This window comes from Armatimonadota bacterium, assembly GCA_031459715.1.
GTDB classification, from domain to species: domain Bacteria; phylum Sysuimicrobiota; class Sysuimicrobiia; order Sysuimicrobiales; family Humicultoraceae; genus Humicultor; species Humicultor tengchongensis.
This window is the reverse complement of record JAVKIA010000049.1, coordinates 1-13900: the sequence shown is the minus strand read 5'-3', so window position 1 is coordinate 13900 and position 13900 is coordinate 1. Positions and strand designations below refer to the sequence as shown.

15 protein-coding genes are annotated in these 13900 nt (G+C 65.0%); all 15 read left to right on the top strand.

Annotated elements, in window-relative coordinates:
• Positions 1-332 (top strand): hypothetical protein (locus tag QN152_12805; GenBank protein ID MDR7540385.1); only part of this gene is annotated, 332 nt, incomplete at its 5' end.
• 48 nt (positions 333-380) lie between these two features.
• A complete protein-coding gene (locus QN152_12800; GenBank protein ID MDR7540384.1) occupies positions 381-1415 on the top strand; it encodes a GHMP kinase in 1035 nt (344 codons plus the stop codon).
• Positions 1408-2784, top strand: coding sequence for a sugar transferase (locus QN152_12795; protein ID MDR7540383.1), 1377 nt, complete (start codon positions 1408-1410; stop codon positions 2782-2784). The genes QN152_12800 and QN152_12795 overlap by 8 nt, the downstream gene beginning before the upstream one ends.
• Positions 2759-3349 carry an SIS domain-containing protein gene (locus QN152_12790; GenBank protein ID MDR7540382.1) on the top strand — a complete coding sequence of 197 codons (591 nt, stop codon included), beginning with the start codon at positions 2759-2761 and terminating at the stop codon, positions 3347-3349. The genes QN152_12795 and QN152_12790 overlap by 26 nt, the downstream gene beginning before the upstream one ends.
• Entirely contained in the window at positions 3312-3992 is a 681-nt protein-coding gene (locus QN152_12785; GenBank protein MDR7540381.1) for an HAD-IIIA family hydrolase, read from the top strand. The genes QN152_12790 and QN152_12785 overlap by 38 nt, the downstream gene beginning before the upstream one ends.
• Positions 3992-4768 (top strand): glucose-1-phosphate cytidylyltransferase, encoded by a 777-nt coding sequence (gene rfbF / locus QN152_12780; GenBank protein ID MDR7540380.1) that lies wholly within the window; start codon positions 3992-3994, stop codon positions 4766-4768. Before QN152_12785 ends, rfbF begins: the two co-directional genes overlap by 1 nt.
• Before the next feature lie 85 nt (positions 4769-4853).
• Positions 4854-5888, top strand: a complete 1035-nt coding sequence (locus tag QN152_12775) for an SDR family oxidoreductase (protein ID MDR7540379.1) — start codon at positions 4854-4856, stop codon at positions 5886-5888.
• Positions 5854-7146: a class I SAM-dependent methyltransferase gene (locus tag QN152_12770; GenBank protein MDR7540378.1), complete on the top strand. Its 1293-nt coding sequence runs from the start codon at positions 5854-5856 to the stop codon at positions 7144-7146. The genes QN152_12775 and QN152_12770 overlap by 35 nt, the downstream gene beginning before the upstream one ends.
• Positions 7143-7694, top strand: a complete 552-nt coding sequence (rfbC, locus tag QN152_12765; GenBank protein MDR7540377.1) for a dTDP-4-dehydrorhamnose 3,5-epimerase — start codon at positions 7143-7145, stop codon at positions 7692-7694. Before QN152_12770 ends, rfbC begins: the two co-directional genes overlap by 4 nt.
• Complete coding sequence (locus tag QN152_12760; protein ID MDR7540376.1) at positions 7691-9067, top strand: DUF4910 domain-containing protein; 1377 nt, start codon at positions 7691-7693, stop codon at positions 9065-9067. The genes rfbC and QN152_12760 overlap by 4 nt, the downstream gene beginning before the upstream one ends.
• A complete protein-coding gene (locus QN152_12755) occupies positions 9034-9759 on the top strand; it encodes an SDR family oxidoreductase (protein MDR7540375.1) in 726 nt (241 codons plus the stop codon). The genes QN152_12760 and QN152_12755 overlap by 34 nt, the downstream gene beginning before the upstream one ends.
• The gene (locus QN152_12750; GenBank protein MDR7540374.1) at positions 9756-10805 is read left to right on the top strand and encodes a Gfo/Idh/MocA family oxidoreductase; all 1050 of its coding nucleotides are present in this window, start codon (positions 9756-9758) and stop codon (positions 10803-10805) included. Before QN152_12755 ends, QN152_12750 begins: the two co-directional genes overlap by 4 nt.
• A gap of 1 nt (position 10806) precedes the next feature.
• The gene (locus tag QN152_12745) at positions 10807-11850 is read left to right on the top strand and encodes an NAD(P)-dependent oxidoreductase (GenBank protein MDR7540373.1); all 1044 of its coding nucleotides are present in this window, start codon (positions 10807-10809) and stop codon (positions 11848-11850) included.
• Positions 11851-12040: 190 nt separating this feature from the next.
• A complete protein-coding gene (locus QN152_12740; GenBank protein ID MDR7540372.1) occupies positions 12041-12871 on the top strand; it encodes a hypothetical protein in 831 nt (276 codons plus the stop codon).
• Positions 12868-13900 (top strand): glycosyltransferase (locus tag QN152_12735; protein ID MDR7540371.1); only part of this gene is annotated, 1033 nt, incomplete at its 3' end. The genes QN152_12740 and QN152_12735, both read left to right, overlap by 4 nt.

Genomic DNA, 13900 nt, shown 5'->3' with positions numbered 1-13900 from the left:
GTATCCTGCCGGCGGGACCCAAAGTGTCCAATCCCACGGCGCTGATCCGGCCGGCGGCACTGGACAGACTCTTCGGCGGCCTGCGCGAAGAGGCCGACTTCGTCATCGTGGACATGCCGTCAATCCGGGCGGTGGCCTACACCTCCCTCCTGGCCTCTTTGCTGGATGGCATCCTGCTGGTGGTGCGGGCAGGGACGTCGCCGCGGGGGGTGGACTACGTGATGAAACGCCGCCTGCACGGGGTACACGTGGTCGGCATGGTCCTGAACCAGGTCCCTGTGGACGGTAGCGAGATCACGTCTTACCGCTACTACGCGCACAGCCGCAGCTAGACCGGCCTTTCTTTCGCCCGCTCCGCACCTGAGAGCTATGGTGGGCACATGCTGATCGCTCGCGCTCCGGTCCGAATCAGCTTCGCAGGTGGAGGAACCGACCTGCCGGCGTACTTCACCCGCTACGGGGGCATGGTGGTCAGCGCGGCCATTGACAAGTACTTTTACGTCTTCCTTACCGTGCACAGGGGCGAGAACATTCAGATCATGTCCTCCGACTACCAGACCTTCCACCGCCAGCCGGTAGGGCAGGACATGCTCTGGGAGGGCGACCTGGCGCTGCCGCGGGCCGTCCTCAACCACTTCGACATCCGGGAAGGTCTGTCCATGTTTCTGGCCTCGCAGGTGCCTCCCGGAACCGGCCTGGGCTCCTCCAGCACGGTGACCGTAGCCATCATCAAGGCGGTGAGCAACCTGCTCGGGTTGACCCTCTCCAAGGAGGAGATCGCCGAGCTGGCCTGCTTCATCGAGATCGAGAAGCTGGGCCTGCCCATCGGCAAGCAGGATCAGTACGCGGCGGCATTTGGGGGCATCAACGTCATCACCTTCACCCAGGATGGGGTCACCGTGGAGCCGCTGCGCATCTCTGCAGAGACCCTGGGAGCCCTGGAGCGCAGTGTGCTCCTCTTCTACACCGGGGTGGCGCGCGAGGGGGCCAGGGTGCTGCGGGAGCAGCGCCAGTCCATCGACTCCGGCGATCCGGCTGTGGTGGGCTCACTGCACGCCATCAAGCGGATGGCGCTGGAGGCGCGGCGGGCGCTGGAGACAGGGGCGCTGGGGGCGTTTGGTGAGATCCTGCATGCGTCGTGGGAGCAGAAGAAGCGTCTGGCCTCAGGGATTACCACTCCGCACATTGACGAGTGTTACGAAACCGCACGGGCTCATGGAGCCGTGGGAGGAAAGATCACCGGTGCCGGCGGAGGCGGATTCCTCATGCTCTACTGCCCTCCCGGTGCCGCGGCCAGGGTGACCGAGGCGCTGGAGGCTCTGGGGCTGCGGCGGATGGACTTCAACATCGACTTCGACGGAGCCAAGATCCTGGTGAACAACTCCATGCCCCTGGAGGCGGTGAGGCATGCCTAGCGGCCAGCGCCGCCTCCTGGTCGCCGGGCTGGTGGTGCTGGACACGACGGGCATGGGAATAGCGCTGGCCGTGGCCCACCGCGTGGCTTCGGGACACCCGTGGGGAAGCGGCGGCTTCGCTTACCTCCTCTCCCTGGCGGTAGTGCTGCCGGCGGCGATCGCGCTCTTCTCGCTGAACCGCCTCTACGTCCTGGACGAGCTCCTGGAAGGATCGGTGGAGTACGGGCGGGTCATCTATGGCTGCACCCTCACGGCCTTCGGCCTGATCGTGCTGGGGTTCTGGGGGAAGGTGCTGGGGGAGGTCGCGCCGTCGCGCCGCCTGGTGGTGCTGGTCTGGCTGCTCTCGGTGGTGCTGGTGCTATCCGGGCGGTTCATTGCCCGCCGCCTCATACGCTTCCTGCGGCGGCGGGGATACCTGCTCTCCCGCGCGGTGATTGTGGGGGCGGGAGGGCCGGGGATCTCCCTGGCCCGCCACTTCCAGCAGGTCAGGCATGCCGGCGTACAGGTGGTGGGCTTCGTCGACGACTACCTGCCCCCGGGCACGCCGGTGACCAACGGGCTGCAAGTCCTGGGGCCGCCCAGCGCCGTGGAGCGCATCATGCACGAGGTCGGGGCGAACGAGCTGATTGCCGTGCCCACGGCTGTGGCCTGGGAGAGCTTTCAGGAGCTCATCCGCTCGGCCCCCAGCCTGAACGGACGCACCATCCGCCTGGTGCCGGACTTTCGCGACATTCTGGCCACGCAGCTTAAGGTGCACCAACTGGGCTTCGTGCCCATGCTGACCGTGGAGCGAATCCGCGTCACCGGGCTGGATGCCTTCCTGAAGCGGCTGATGGACTACGGGGCGGCCATCCTGACCCTGCCGCTGGCGATACCGGTGATGGCGCTCCTGGCGGGAATCCTGGTGCGAAACGGCGTGCGCCCACCCCTGCGCCGGGTGCAGGCACTGGGTCGCCGCGGACGCCCCTTCTCCTACTGGGTGTTTCAGACCGCCCGGCCGGGGAGCCGGGCGCAGGCCGCCATCTACCGGCTGGGGCTGGACCGGCTGCCTCAACTGATCAACGTCCTGCTGGGACAGATGAGCCTGGTGGGCCCGCGGCCCATTCCCGTCGAGGAGCACCGTACCTATGAGCGCTGGATCCCTAACCTGATGACGGTCAAGCCGGGCATCACCGGCCGCTGGGCCCTCTACGGAGCAGCCACCGTCGAGGAGGAGATGGAGTCCAATCTGTTTTACATCCGGAACTACACCATCTGGGTGGACGTGGAGATCATGATCCGCTCTTTCCTCCGCCTGCTGGTGGGGCGGCCACTGAGGAGCCCTGTGGAAGCCAGGACGGTCCGTGGAACCATCCCGGTACATCAATAGTCTGGCGGACGCGCTCCTCCGCCTGCCGGGAGAGGCTCTGGCCCGGGTGGAGGAGGTGCTCTTCCAGGCATGGCGCCAGGGGCGCACCATCTTCATCGCCGGAAACGGTGGCAGCTCGTCCACCGCTTCCCACCTGGCCAACGACCTGAACAAGGGAGCGGCTGTCCCCGGCTGGCCCCGATTCCGAGCCATCGCCCTGACGGACAACGTTCCCCTGATCACCGCCTGGGCGAACGATACCTCTTATGACCGGATCTTCGTGGAGCAGATGGCCAACTTCCTCCGCCCCGGCGACGTCTTCGTCGCTATCAGCGGCAGCGGCAACTCCGCCAACATCGTGGCCGCGCTGCGCTGGGCGCGGAAGGCCGGGGCAGTCACGGTGGGGCTTACGGGAGGGGATGGAGGAGAGCTACAGGGTCTGGCCGATGTCAGCGTGGTGGTCCCCACAGACGTGATGGAGCAGATCGAGGACATGCATCTGGTCATCGCCCACGCGCTTTGCACCAGCCTGCGGGCGCGGATCCGCAATGGAGCGGGAACAGTTGCAGCGGCCGGCACCTCCTAGCCTGCGGCGGGCGGTCTTTCTGGACCGGGACGGAGTGCTCTGCGAGAACTCCCCCGCCTACGTGAAGACGTGGGCCGAGTTCCGCTGGCTTCCCGGGTCGAAGGAGGCGCTCCGACTGCTGGCCGCACTGCGGCTGCCTGTGGTTCTGGTGACGAACCAGTCCGCGATCAACCGGGGCATGGTCACAGGAGCGGAGGTCGCGCGGATCCACGCCCGGATGCGTGCCCAGATCTCCCGGGCCGGCGGCCGTCTGGACGGCATCTACCTCTGCCCCCACCGGCCGGAGGAGGGCTGCCGCTGCCGGAAGCCTGGTACGCTGCTGTTCCGGCAGGCGGCCGCCGAGCTGGGTCTTAAGCTTGGGGGCTCATACCTGGTAGGGGACAGCCGGGCCGATCTGGAGGCCGGGTGGCGCCTGGGCATGCAGGTGATCCTGGTCCAGACAGGCCTGGGGAGCATCACTGCCGCAGAGCTGGACGGCAATCGCGCTCCGGTGCAGATCGTCCCCGACTTCCTGGCTGCCGCCCGCTGGATCAGCAGCCGGGAAATGTCCTCCAGGCAGGTGGGAGCTCCCCCTGCCGCTTCTCCTCGGGTATCGCTGGGGGCAGAGCCTTCGGGGCTTGTGGTCACAGGAGGCGAGAGCTGATGAAAGTGGTCATTCTCGCAGGCGGATTCGGATCACGTCTCTCAGAGGAAACCACGTTGCGCCCCAAGCCCTCCATCGAGATAGGAGGGAAACCCATCCTCTGGCACATCATGAATATCTACGGCGCGCACGGGTTCAATGAGTTCATCATCGCCCTGGGCTACAAGGGCGAAGTGATCAAGCAGTACTTCCTCAGCTTCTACGCCCTGAACAATGACATCTCGGTGGACCTGGCCACCGGGGAGACCATCATCCACAACGGCGGCAAGCAGCCCGGCTGGAAAGTCCACCTGGTGGACACCGGCCTGTACACGCAGACCGGCGGCCGGCTGAAGCGGCTGCGCTCCTGGCTGGCGGACGATGAGACCTTCATGTTCACCTATGGCGACGGGGTGGCGGATATCAATATTCGCAGGCTCCTGGAGTTCCACCGGTCGCACGGGAAGCTGGCCACGGTGACCACGGTGCGTTCGCCGGCGCGGTTCGGCCGCATCGCCTTCGACGGGGACCAGATTGTGGAGTTCTATGAGAAACCGGAGACCAGTGAGGGCTGGATCAACGGGGGCTACTTTGTCCTGAACCGGAAGGCCATTGACTACGTGGACGGCGACGACACGGTGTGGGAGCGGGATGCCGTGGTCCGGCTGGCCCGGGACGGGCAGTTGATGGGCTACCGCCACCCAGGGTTCTGGTCCTGCATGGACACACTCAAAGAGAAGAACATGCTGGAGGAGCTGTGGAATTCGGGGCGCGCTCCCTGGAAGATCTGGGACTGACGTCTGGAGTTAACGTGCCCTGATCCCTCCGGCAACGTCTTCTGCCTGTAGCCGCGATAAGACCTCTTCCTGCAGACCTGAGAGCATGAAGATCCTGGTGACCGGCGCCCAGGGTTACATTGGAACGCTCCTGGCAGCGCACCTGCTGACTAGAGGACACACCGTCGTGGGGCTGGACACAGGCTTCTTCCGCGACGGCTGGCTCTACCAGGCGGACCTGCCGGTACCGGAATGCATCAGGAAGGACGTGCGTAGCGTCCAGGAGGAAGACCTGAGGGGGTTCGACGCCGTAGTGCACCTGGCGGAACTCTCCAACGACCCCCTGGGGGAACTGCGGCCCGAGATCACGCACCAGATCAACTACCTGGGCTCGGTGGGGCTGGCCCGGAAATGCAAGGCGGTCCGCGTCCCCCGGTTCGTCTACGCCTCCTCGTGCAGTGTGTACGGGATCGGAGATGGAGAGTACAAGACGGAGGAGTCCACGCCGGTCCCCCAGACGGCCTACGCCAGGTGCAAGGTCCTGGTAGAGCAGGAGCTGAGCCGCATGGCGGGAGATGATTTCTCCCCTACAATGCTGCGGAACGCCACGGCCTACGGTCCTTCGCCCAGGATGCGTTTCGACCTGGTGCTGAACAACCTGGCCGGCTGGGCCTGGACGACGAAGGAGATCCGCCTGACCAGCGACGGGACACCTCATCGGCCCCTGGCGCACGTGCTGGATATCTGTGAGGCGGTGGCCTGCACGCTGGAGGCGCCGCGAGAGGTGGTGCACGGTCAGGTCTTCAACGTGGGGCAGACCGGGGAGAACTACCGCATCCGCGACATCGCCGACATTGTCGCCTCTGTCCTGCCGGGATGCCGCGTTACCCTGGGGGCGCGGGATGGGGACACGCGCAGCTACCGTGTCTCCTTCGACAAGATTCGGGTCCTGCTCCCCGCCTTCAGGCCCCGGCGCACGGCCTGGGATGGGGCCAGGGAACTGGTGGAGCTCTTTGAGCGCATTCAGCTCAGTGCGGAAACCTTCGACTTCCGGGCGTTCACACGGGTGAAGCAACTGAAGTACCTGGTGGAGAGCGGACAAATCGATGCGGGCTTCTTCTGGCGTCGAGCCAGCGACTGAGCGGCTGACTTCCGGGGTGGCGGCACAGCGGCAGCGGTGCCGTTTCTGCCTGGCGCCTCTCAGCCATCTGGTCGTAGATCTGGGTTGCCAGCCCCTGGCCAATGCCTATCTGGCCCCGGCTGACCTCGACCGGATGGAACCCTTCTACCCGCTGCGACTCCTGGTGTGCGACCGCTGCTTTCTGGTGCAACTGGAGGATTACGTCACCCCGGAGACGCTTTTTTCGAACTACGCCTACTTCTCCTCGTACTCCGATACCTGGCTGGAACACTGCCGCGCCTACGTGGAAGCCGTCGTCTCCCGATTTGGTCTGGATGCCACCTCCCGGATCATCGAGGTGGCCAGCAACGACGGGTACCTTCTGCAGTACTTTCGGGAGAAGGGTATCTCTGTGCTGGGCATCGAGCCGGCGGCCAATGTAGCCGCCGCGGCGGAGCAGCGGGGCATTCCCACTCTGGTGCGGTTCTTTGGCCGAGAGGCGGCCGCCGCGCTGGCGGGCGAAGGCATACAGGCCGACCTCCTCATCGGCAATAACGTACTGGCTCATGTGCCCGACCTGAACGACTTCGTGGCAGGCCTGAAGGTGGCGCTGAAGCCCCTGGGCGTCCTGACTATGGAATTCCCACATCTCGTTCGTCTGATGGAGGGGAACCAGTTTGACACCATCTACCACGAGCACTTCTCCTACTTCTCCTTCAGCGCGGCGAGGGATGTGTTCGCTGCCCACGGCCTTGAGGTGTTTGACGTGGAGCAGATTCCCACCCACGGCGGCTCTCTGCGGGTCTATGTCCGGCATACTGCTGACCAGAGCAAACCCATCGAGGCTCGCGTGGTCAGCCTGCTGCAAGAGGAGGAGCAGTGGGGTGTGCGGCGTCTGGAGCGCTACCGCGCCTTCGGTGAACAGGTGAAGGCCACGAAGCGCCGCCTGCTGGAGTTTCTCATCCAGGTCAAAGACCATGGGCGGACCATTGCCGCTTACGGTGCACCGGCCAAGGGCAACACCCTGTTGAACTACTGCGGGATCCGCACCGACTTCATTGACTACACCGTTGACCGCAGCCCTCACAAGCAGGGACGGTATCTTCCCGGCTCGCACATTCCCATCTATGCCCCTCAGCGCATCAGCGAGACGCGGCCGGACTACCTGCTGATCCTGCCCTGGAACCTGAAGCACGAGATCGTACGGCAGTTGGCCTACGTGAGAGCCTGGGGAGGCGCTTTTATCGTGCCTATTCCGGAGGTCCAGGTAATCCCGTGATCTTCACACCGTTGCGCATACCCGGCGCCTACGTCATCGACCTGGAGCGCAGAGAGGACGGACGGGGGTTCTTCGCGCGGAGCTGGTGCCGGGAAGAATTCGAGGCGCACGGACTCAACCCGACGGTCGTCCAGTGCAATATCTCCTTCAATCGCAAGAAAGGGACGCTGCGCGGCCTGCACTACCAGGCCAGCCCCTTTGCCGAGGCTAAGAGCGTCCGCTGTATACGTGGGGCCATCTTCGACGTTCTTGTGGACATCCGTCCCCGCTCCCCGGCGTACCTGCGCTGGGAGGCTGTGGTGCTCACGGGGGAAAACCGGCGAATGGTCTATGTGCCCGAAGGGTGCGCCCATGGTTTTCAGACGCTGGAGGATGACTCCGAGGTATTCTACCTGATGTCGCAGGCCTACAGGCCGGAGTACGCGCGGGGCATCCGCTGGAACGACCCGGCCGTCGGGATTGAGTGGCCGCCGGTCGCCGAGCGCGTCATCTCAGAGCGCGACCGATCCTATCCCGACCTCGTGCCCGAAGTTTCCACCAGACCATGAGAGGTATTGCCGACCTGCGTGCCGGACTGGACCTGGACCAGCTGGGGGCCGGCCTCTACGCCCTCATCGAGGAGCTGTACCCCATCTGCCGCAGCATCACCGGGAACGGCGTCCGTCAGACGCTGGCGCGCCTGGCGGCGCTTGTCCCCCTCCAGGTCCACGAGGTGCCCAGCGGCACACGAGTGCTCGACTGGACCGTTCCCCGCGAGTGGAATATCCGTGACGCCTACGTGAAGAACTCCCGCGGCGAGCGGGTGATCGACTTCCACAGGTCAAACCTGCACGTGGTGAGCTACAGCGTACCGGTGCAGCAACGGATGTCCCTGCGGGAGCTGAAGGAACACCTGTTCACCCTGCCGGAGCAGCCCGAGTGGATTCCGTACCGTACCTCGTACTACAGGGAGACCTGGGGTTTCTGCCTGAGCCACAACAGCCTCCTGGCCTTACCCGAGGATGAATATGAGGTCTGTATCGACGCCACGCTGGAAGACGGCTTCCTCACTTTCGGCGAGGTCTTTCTGGAGGGGGATGAGCGGGATGAGGTGCTCATCTCCACTCACGTCTGCCATCCGTCGCTGTGCAACGACAACCTCTCAGGCATTGCCGTGGCCACCTACCTGGCGAAGCTGCTCTCCGACCTTCCGCGGCGCTACTCCTACAGGTTTCTCTTCATCCCCGGCACGATCGGCTCCATTACCTGGCTGGCGCTCAACGAATCAGGCCTCTCCCGCATCCGCCACGGCCTGGTGGCGGCCTGCCTGGGAGACCCCGGTGGATTTACCTACAAGAGGAGCCGCCGGGGCGACGCGGAGATCGACCGTGCGGTCCAGCATGTGCTGCGGCAGGCAGACATCCCGTCCCAGATCGTGGATTTCTCTCCCTACGGGTATGACGAGCGGCAGTATTGCTCCCCGGGCTTCAACCTTCCGGTGGGGGTCCTCTCCCGGACACCACACGGCCGCTTCCCCGAATACCACACCTCCGCCGACAACCTGAGCCTGGTCCGCCCGCGGGCGCTGGCAGAGTCGCTCTCGGTGTTTCTGGCGGTGTGCGAGGTGCTCGAGGGTAACCGCCGCTACCTCAACCTTCACCCCAAGGGCGAACCGCAGCTCGGCAGACGCGGGCTCTATGGATCGATCGGCGGCGCAACGTCCGGGCGCACCTGGGAGATGGCGCTCCTGTGGGTGTTGAACCTCTCGGACGGCGCCCACTCGCTGCTGGGTGTGGCAGAGAGGAGCGGACTGCCGTTTGGGCTGATCCGAGAGGCGGCGGGGGCGCTGGCTTCGCACGGCCTGCTGGCGGAGGCCCCGCAGCCCGCCTTGGCCGAGGAGAGGCTGGCATGGCGCAGCTCTCCGGGCAAATCGCCGTCGTGACCGGGGCCAGTAGCGGCGTGGGGCGGGCCATCGCCCTGGCCCTGGCCCGGGAAGGGGCGACCGTAGCCCTCGTGGCGCGGCGCGAGGCTGAACTGGAGGTGGTTGCGCAGGCCGCACGGGACGCAGGAGGGGACGCGAAGTCCTTCCCCACCGACCTGGCTGACGACGGGGAGATCGCCGCGCTGGTCGAGCACCTGCAGTCCTTCCCGGGGATCGACGTGCTAGTGCACAGCGCAGGGACCTATGCCCGGGGCCCGGTGGAGGAGGCGCCCGTGGAGGACCTGGACCGGCAGTACCGGATCAATGTCCGGGCCGCGTACCAGGTGACGCGGCACCTGCTGCCCATGCTCAGGCGACGGCGGGGACAGGTGGTATTCATCAACTCCAGTGCCGGCCTGAACGCACGGCAGCATGTCAGCCAGTATGCATCCACAAAGCACGCGCTGAAAGCGCTGGCCGACAGCCTGCGGGATGAGGTCAACGCCGACGGGATCCGTGTGCTCAGCGTCTTCCTGGGACGCACAGCGACACCGCTGCAGGCGGCTATCCACGGGATGGAGGGGCGGCCCTACCGACCGGACCGCCTGGTGCAGCCTGAGGATGTGGCTGCCATGGTGTTGAGCGCCCTCTGCCTGCCGCGAACCGCCGAAGTCACCGACATCAACATTCGGCCACTGGCGAAACCAGGATGATGCTGCAGGGGACGCTGGGAGCACAGGTGCGCAGAACAGCCACCATGGACATTGTGGGCTGCGGTGCTGTGACCAGGCGCTTCCATCTGCCCGCTCTGGCCTGGCTGGAGCGGCAGGGGCTTCTCCGGGTGAGGTATTGCCTCGATCCCGACGCGAAGGCCGCTGCCTTCCTGGCCTCGCAATTCCGGGGAGCACGACCGTTCTGCGTGTCGGCTCCGACGGCCTTTGACGGCACGGGGGCAGCGGTAGTCCTTGTGGCCACGCCACCAGAGCATCACAGTGCATGGGCGCAGCACTACCTGGAAGCCGGATCCCACGTGCTTGTGGAAAAGCCCGCCGTGGTGAGCACGGAGCAATATTCCCTCCTGCAGCAGGTGACCCGCGAGACACGTCGATGCGTCCTGGTAGGGCACGTCCGCCGACTCTTCCCCTCCGTGGTGGCGGCAAGAGCGCTGGTTACGGACGGGAGAATCGGGACTATCCGGCGGATCGAGGCGTACGAGGGGTTGCGGTGGAGCTGGAGCACGCGTTCCGATTTTCCCGTGAGCTCACGCGCCGGCGGGGTCCTCTATGACCTGGGTTCCCATGTCCTGGACATGGCTCTCTTTATCTGCGGGCTGGATGACCTTGCCCCCGGCACGGTAGCGACGGAAGTGTTGCGGCTGGAAAGATGGCCCTCTCAGGAGCCCTCGCATGAGTTTGACGCAGATCTGGCCCTGGGCATGCCTTCGGGGGAGATTCCGCTTGCGATCCGGCTGAGCCGGCGTGAGCCGCTGGCCAACGTGGTCCGCGTGCGGGGTGACCAGGGTGAGCTTCTGGTGTCCGCCTGGCACTCCCGGACCGTTCTCCTCAGGGCCAACGGCGGTTCACAGAGGCAGGCGGGGGACCTCCGTTCCGTCCATGCGGCCACCTCTCAGGGCTGTTTTGTGGAGGAGCACCTGGAGGCGTGGCGCACCTGGGCGTTGGGACAGCAGGACTCACCGTTGCACCTCAGGCACTTCGGCTTTCTCACATGGCTTGTGCAGACATTGGCTGCTGAGGCGTAGAATGCGGGTTCTGCTTGTTGGCGGGACAAGCTATGTTGCTTCCTTCTTCATCGACGAATGTTTACGGCGCGGCTGGAACGTGTACACCGCCAGCCACAACAGCGTGCGGCAGCGGATCCTTTCCCCCCGAAACGGCGACGTCCGGTCGATGATAAGTCTGGCGGAAGCCGGTTCAATTGGATCCGTCGATGCCATCGTAAACTTCGCGTATCCCAGCGACCTGAGCGCGGCAAAGGTCCACGGAGCGACCCGGCGGGTGATCGGGCAGATAGTCGAAACGGCGCGTAAGCTATCTCCGAAGATCCTGATTCACCTCAGCACCCAGTCCGTGTTTGGTTACGCCTTTGCCCGCATTCCCCGCCCCGTCCCTGTTTGGTGGGCAACGGGAGACGGCTACATCGAAACCAAGGTGCTGGCCGAGGTTCTGCTGTTGCTCAAGACCCGACATTCTCCCTATGCCAGGGTGATCCTGCGCCTGGGGAACGTGATCGGGCCCGGTTCCTACTGGATGTCCGAGGTGGCCAGGTTGCTGCTGATGGAGGAGCCGGTGGGCCGGGGCAAGTCGAACGCAACGTACGTTCGGAACATCGCCGACTACCTTGCACACGTGGTGACCGCCGAGGACGGCGCTCTGCGCGCCTTTGGGGTCTTCCACCATCTGGCGGAGCTCTCGTCACTTTCGTGGGCGGACTTCGCTGAGCCCGTGGCTGCCGCTATGGGCCTGCAGCCTTCTTATAGGAGCGTAGCGCTTCGCCCGGAGCGGGTCAGCAGCAGAGGGATGCTCACATCAGCGTTCCGTCACCTCTGCATGTTCCTCCCCGACGCCTGGCAGGACCGAGTGGAGAGCTCTTACGCTGCCGTCCGCCGCCGCTTTTCGAGGCCTGATACCGGGAGAGAGGAGCTGGGACTTCACCCCACCCTTCATCAGACTGTGGAGTTCAGGTCCCATACCCTTCCCGGGTGGAGTCCGAAATTCGACCTGCAGGCAGCACTCAAGGAGATCGTCGCCTGGGTCCGACGCGCCGGGTATGTCTCGGTTGCCTGAGACCATTTACAAGCTTCGCCGCAAGCTGCCGCGGAGGATTCAGCGCATCCTTGGCGCGTCGGACGAGACTTCGCCCGGCCCTGAGCCGTGGCGCCTGCGCCATTGGTCGGTGGGCATCTATGGAGGTCCCTCTCCGCTGCTCCTGAGACCACTTCCGGAAGCAGAAAATCCCGTCCTCACGGCAAATGACGTGACGGACGTCCCGGCAGCGTTCGTAGCCGACCCGTTCATGCTGAGGGAGAACGGGGTCTGGCATATGTTCTTTGAGGTCATGAACGAGCGGCGGGGCAAAGGCGAGATCGGAATGGCCACGAGCGAGGACGGGGTGCGCTGGCAGTACCACCAGATCGTACTCCGGGAGTCCTTCCACCTGTCCTACCCGTATGTCTTCACCTGGGGGGCTGAATACTTCATGGTACCGGAAACGGAGGAGAAGCGCGCTGTCCACCTGTACCGCGCCAGAAGCTTCCCAGCCGGGTGGGCCCGCGTGGCCACGTTGCTCACCGGGCACTCGTTCAAGGATCCGTCCTTGCTGCACTATGAGGGGCGGTGGTGGATGTTCGTGGAAGCAGATGACCACTACCGATGCGGTGATCTCCGCCTGTGCCACGCCGCCGATCTTTTCGGGCCGTGGGTAGAGCACCCCATGAGCCCCATCGTCACCGGCAACCCTCTGACGGCGCGGCCTGCCGGCCGGATAGTCGTTCACGACGGCCGAATCATCCGCTACGCGCAGCAGTGTCAACCCGTCTACGGGCTCCGGGTCCGCGCGTTTGAGATCACGGAGCTGACACCGGAAAGATACGACGAGCGCGAAGTCTCCGGTAGCCCTGTGCTGTCCGGAGCCGACGCGCCCTGGAACGCCTGTGGCATGCACCACGTCGACGCGCACGAGCTGGAAGATGGTCGCTGGCTGGCCTGCGTGGATGGCTGGATCTGGAATCCCTTGTACCGTCAGCCTGCAGGAGACAGCCTCGGGCCCAACGGCTATTCTGACCGGGGTGATGGGAGGACCGCATGAGGGTTATCCACCTCAGCCGGCTTGACCGCGGCGGCGGAATCAGCGCGGCGTACCGGCTGCACTGTGCGCTGCGCCGTTTGGGAGTGGACTCGCTGATGTTCGTGGCAGAGCGGCGGAGCGAGGACCGTACGGTGCTGACCTTCAACGCGCCCAGGGACCCCATCAGTCGCGTCCGCCGGCGCCTGAGGGTCCTGCGGGTCGGTTGGGAGTTTGGGCGTTACCGAAGGTCAAGGCCGCCGGGCTACGAAGCATTTAGCGACGATAGGACACCCTACGGTTCCGACAGCCTGGTGCAGCTCCCGGCGGCCGACGTGGTCAACGTGCACTCCATGTTTCACTTTGTGGATTTCGGCGCGTTTTTCCGCACCATCCCCAAACGAGTTCCAGTGGTGCGAACCCTGCACGACATGAGTTTTTTCACAGGTGGGTGCCATCTGGACGCCGGTTGCGGTAAGTACGCCAATGGCTGTGGCCAGTGCCCACAGCTTGGCTCGCGCGACGGACGGGACCTCTCCAGGCGGATCTGGGAACGGAAGCAGTCGGCACTTGAGGCCGTAAGTCAAGACCGGCTCTACCTGGTCAGCCCCAGCCGGTGGCTAGCCGAGGCGGTCAAGCACAGCCCTTTGGTGGGACGGTTCCACCTCTCCGTGATTCCCCACGGCGTGGATACGGAGATCTTTGCTCCTCGAGACCGGCGGTTTGCCAGGAAGGTGTTAGGAATACCGCAGGACGCCCAGGTTGTGATCTTTGTCGCGGAGCCCATCTCTCGGCCTATCAAGCGGTTTTCGTTGCTCACCCGAGCCCTGCAGCAGATCTCCGGGCGACCGGAACTGCTGCTGGTCACGGCGGGAACGGGTAGTGCGGGACTTGCGGTCTCCGTGCCACACATGCACCTGGGGGAGATTCGGAACGAGCGCCTGCTTTCCCTCGTCTACAGCGCTGCGGATTTGGCTGCAGTCCCTTCCCACCAGGAGAACTTTCCCCTGACGGTGCTGGAGGCGCTGGCCTGCGGCGTCCCTGTGGTGGGAT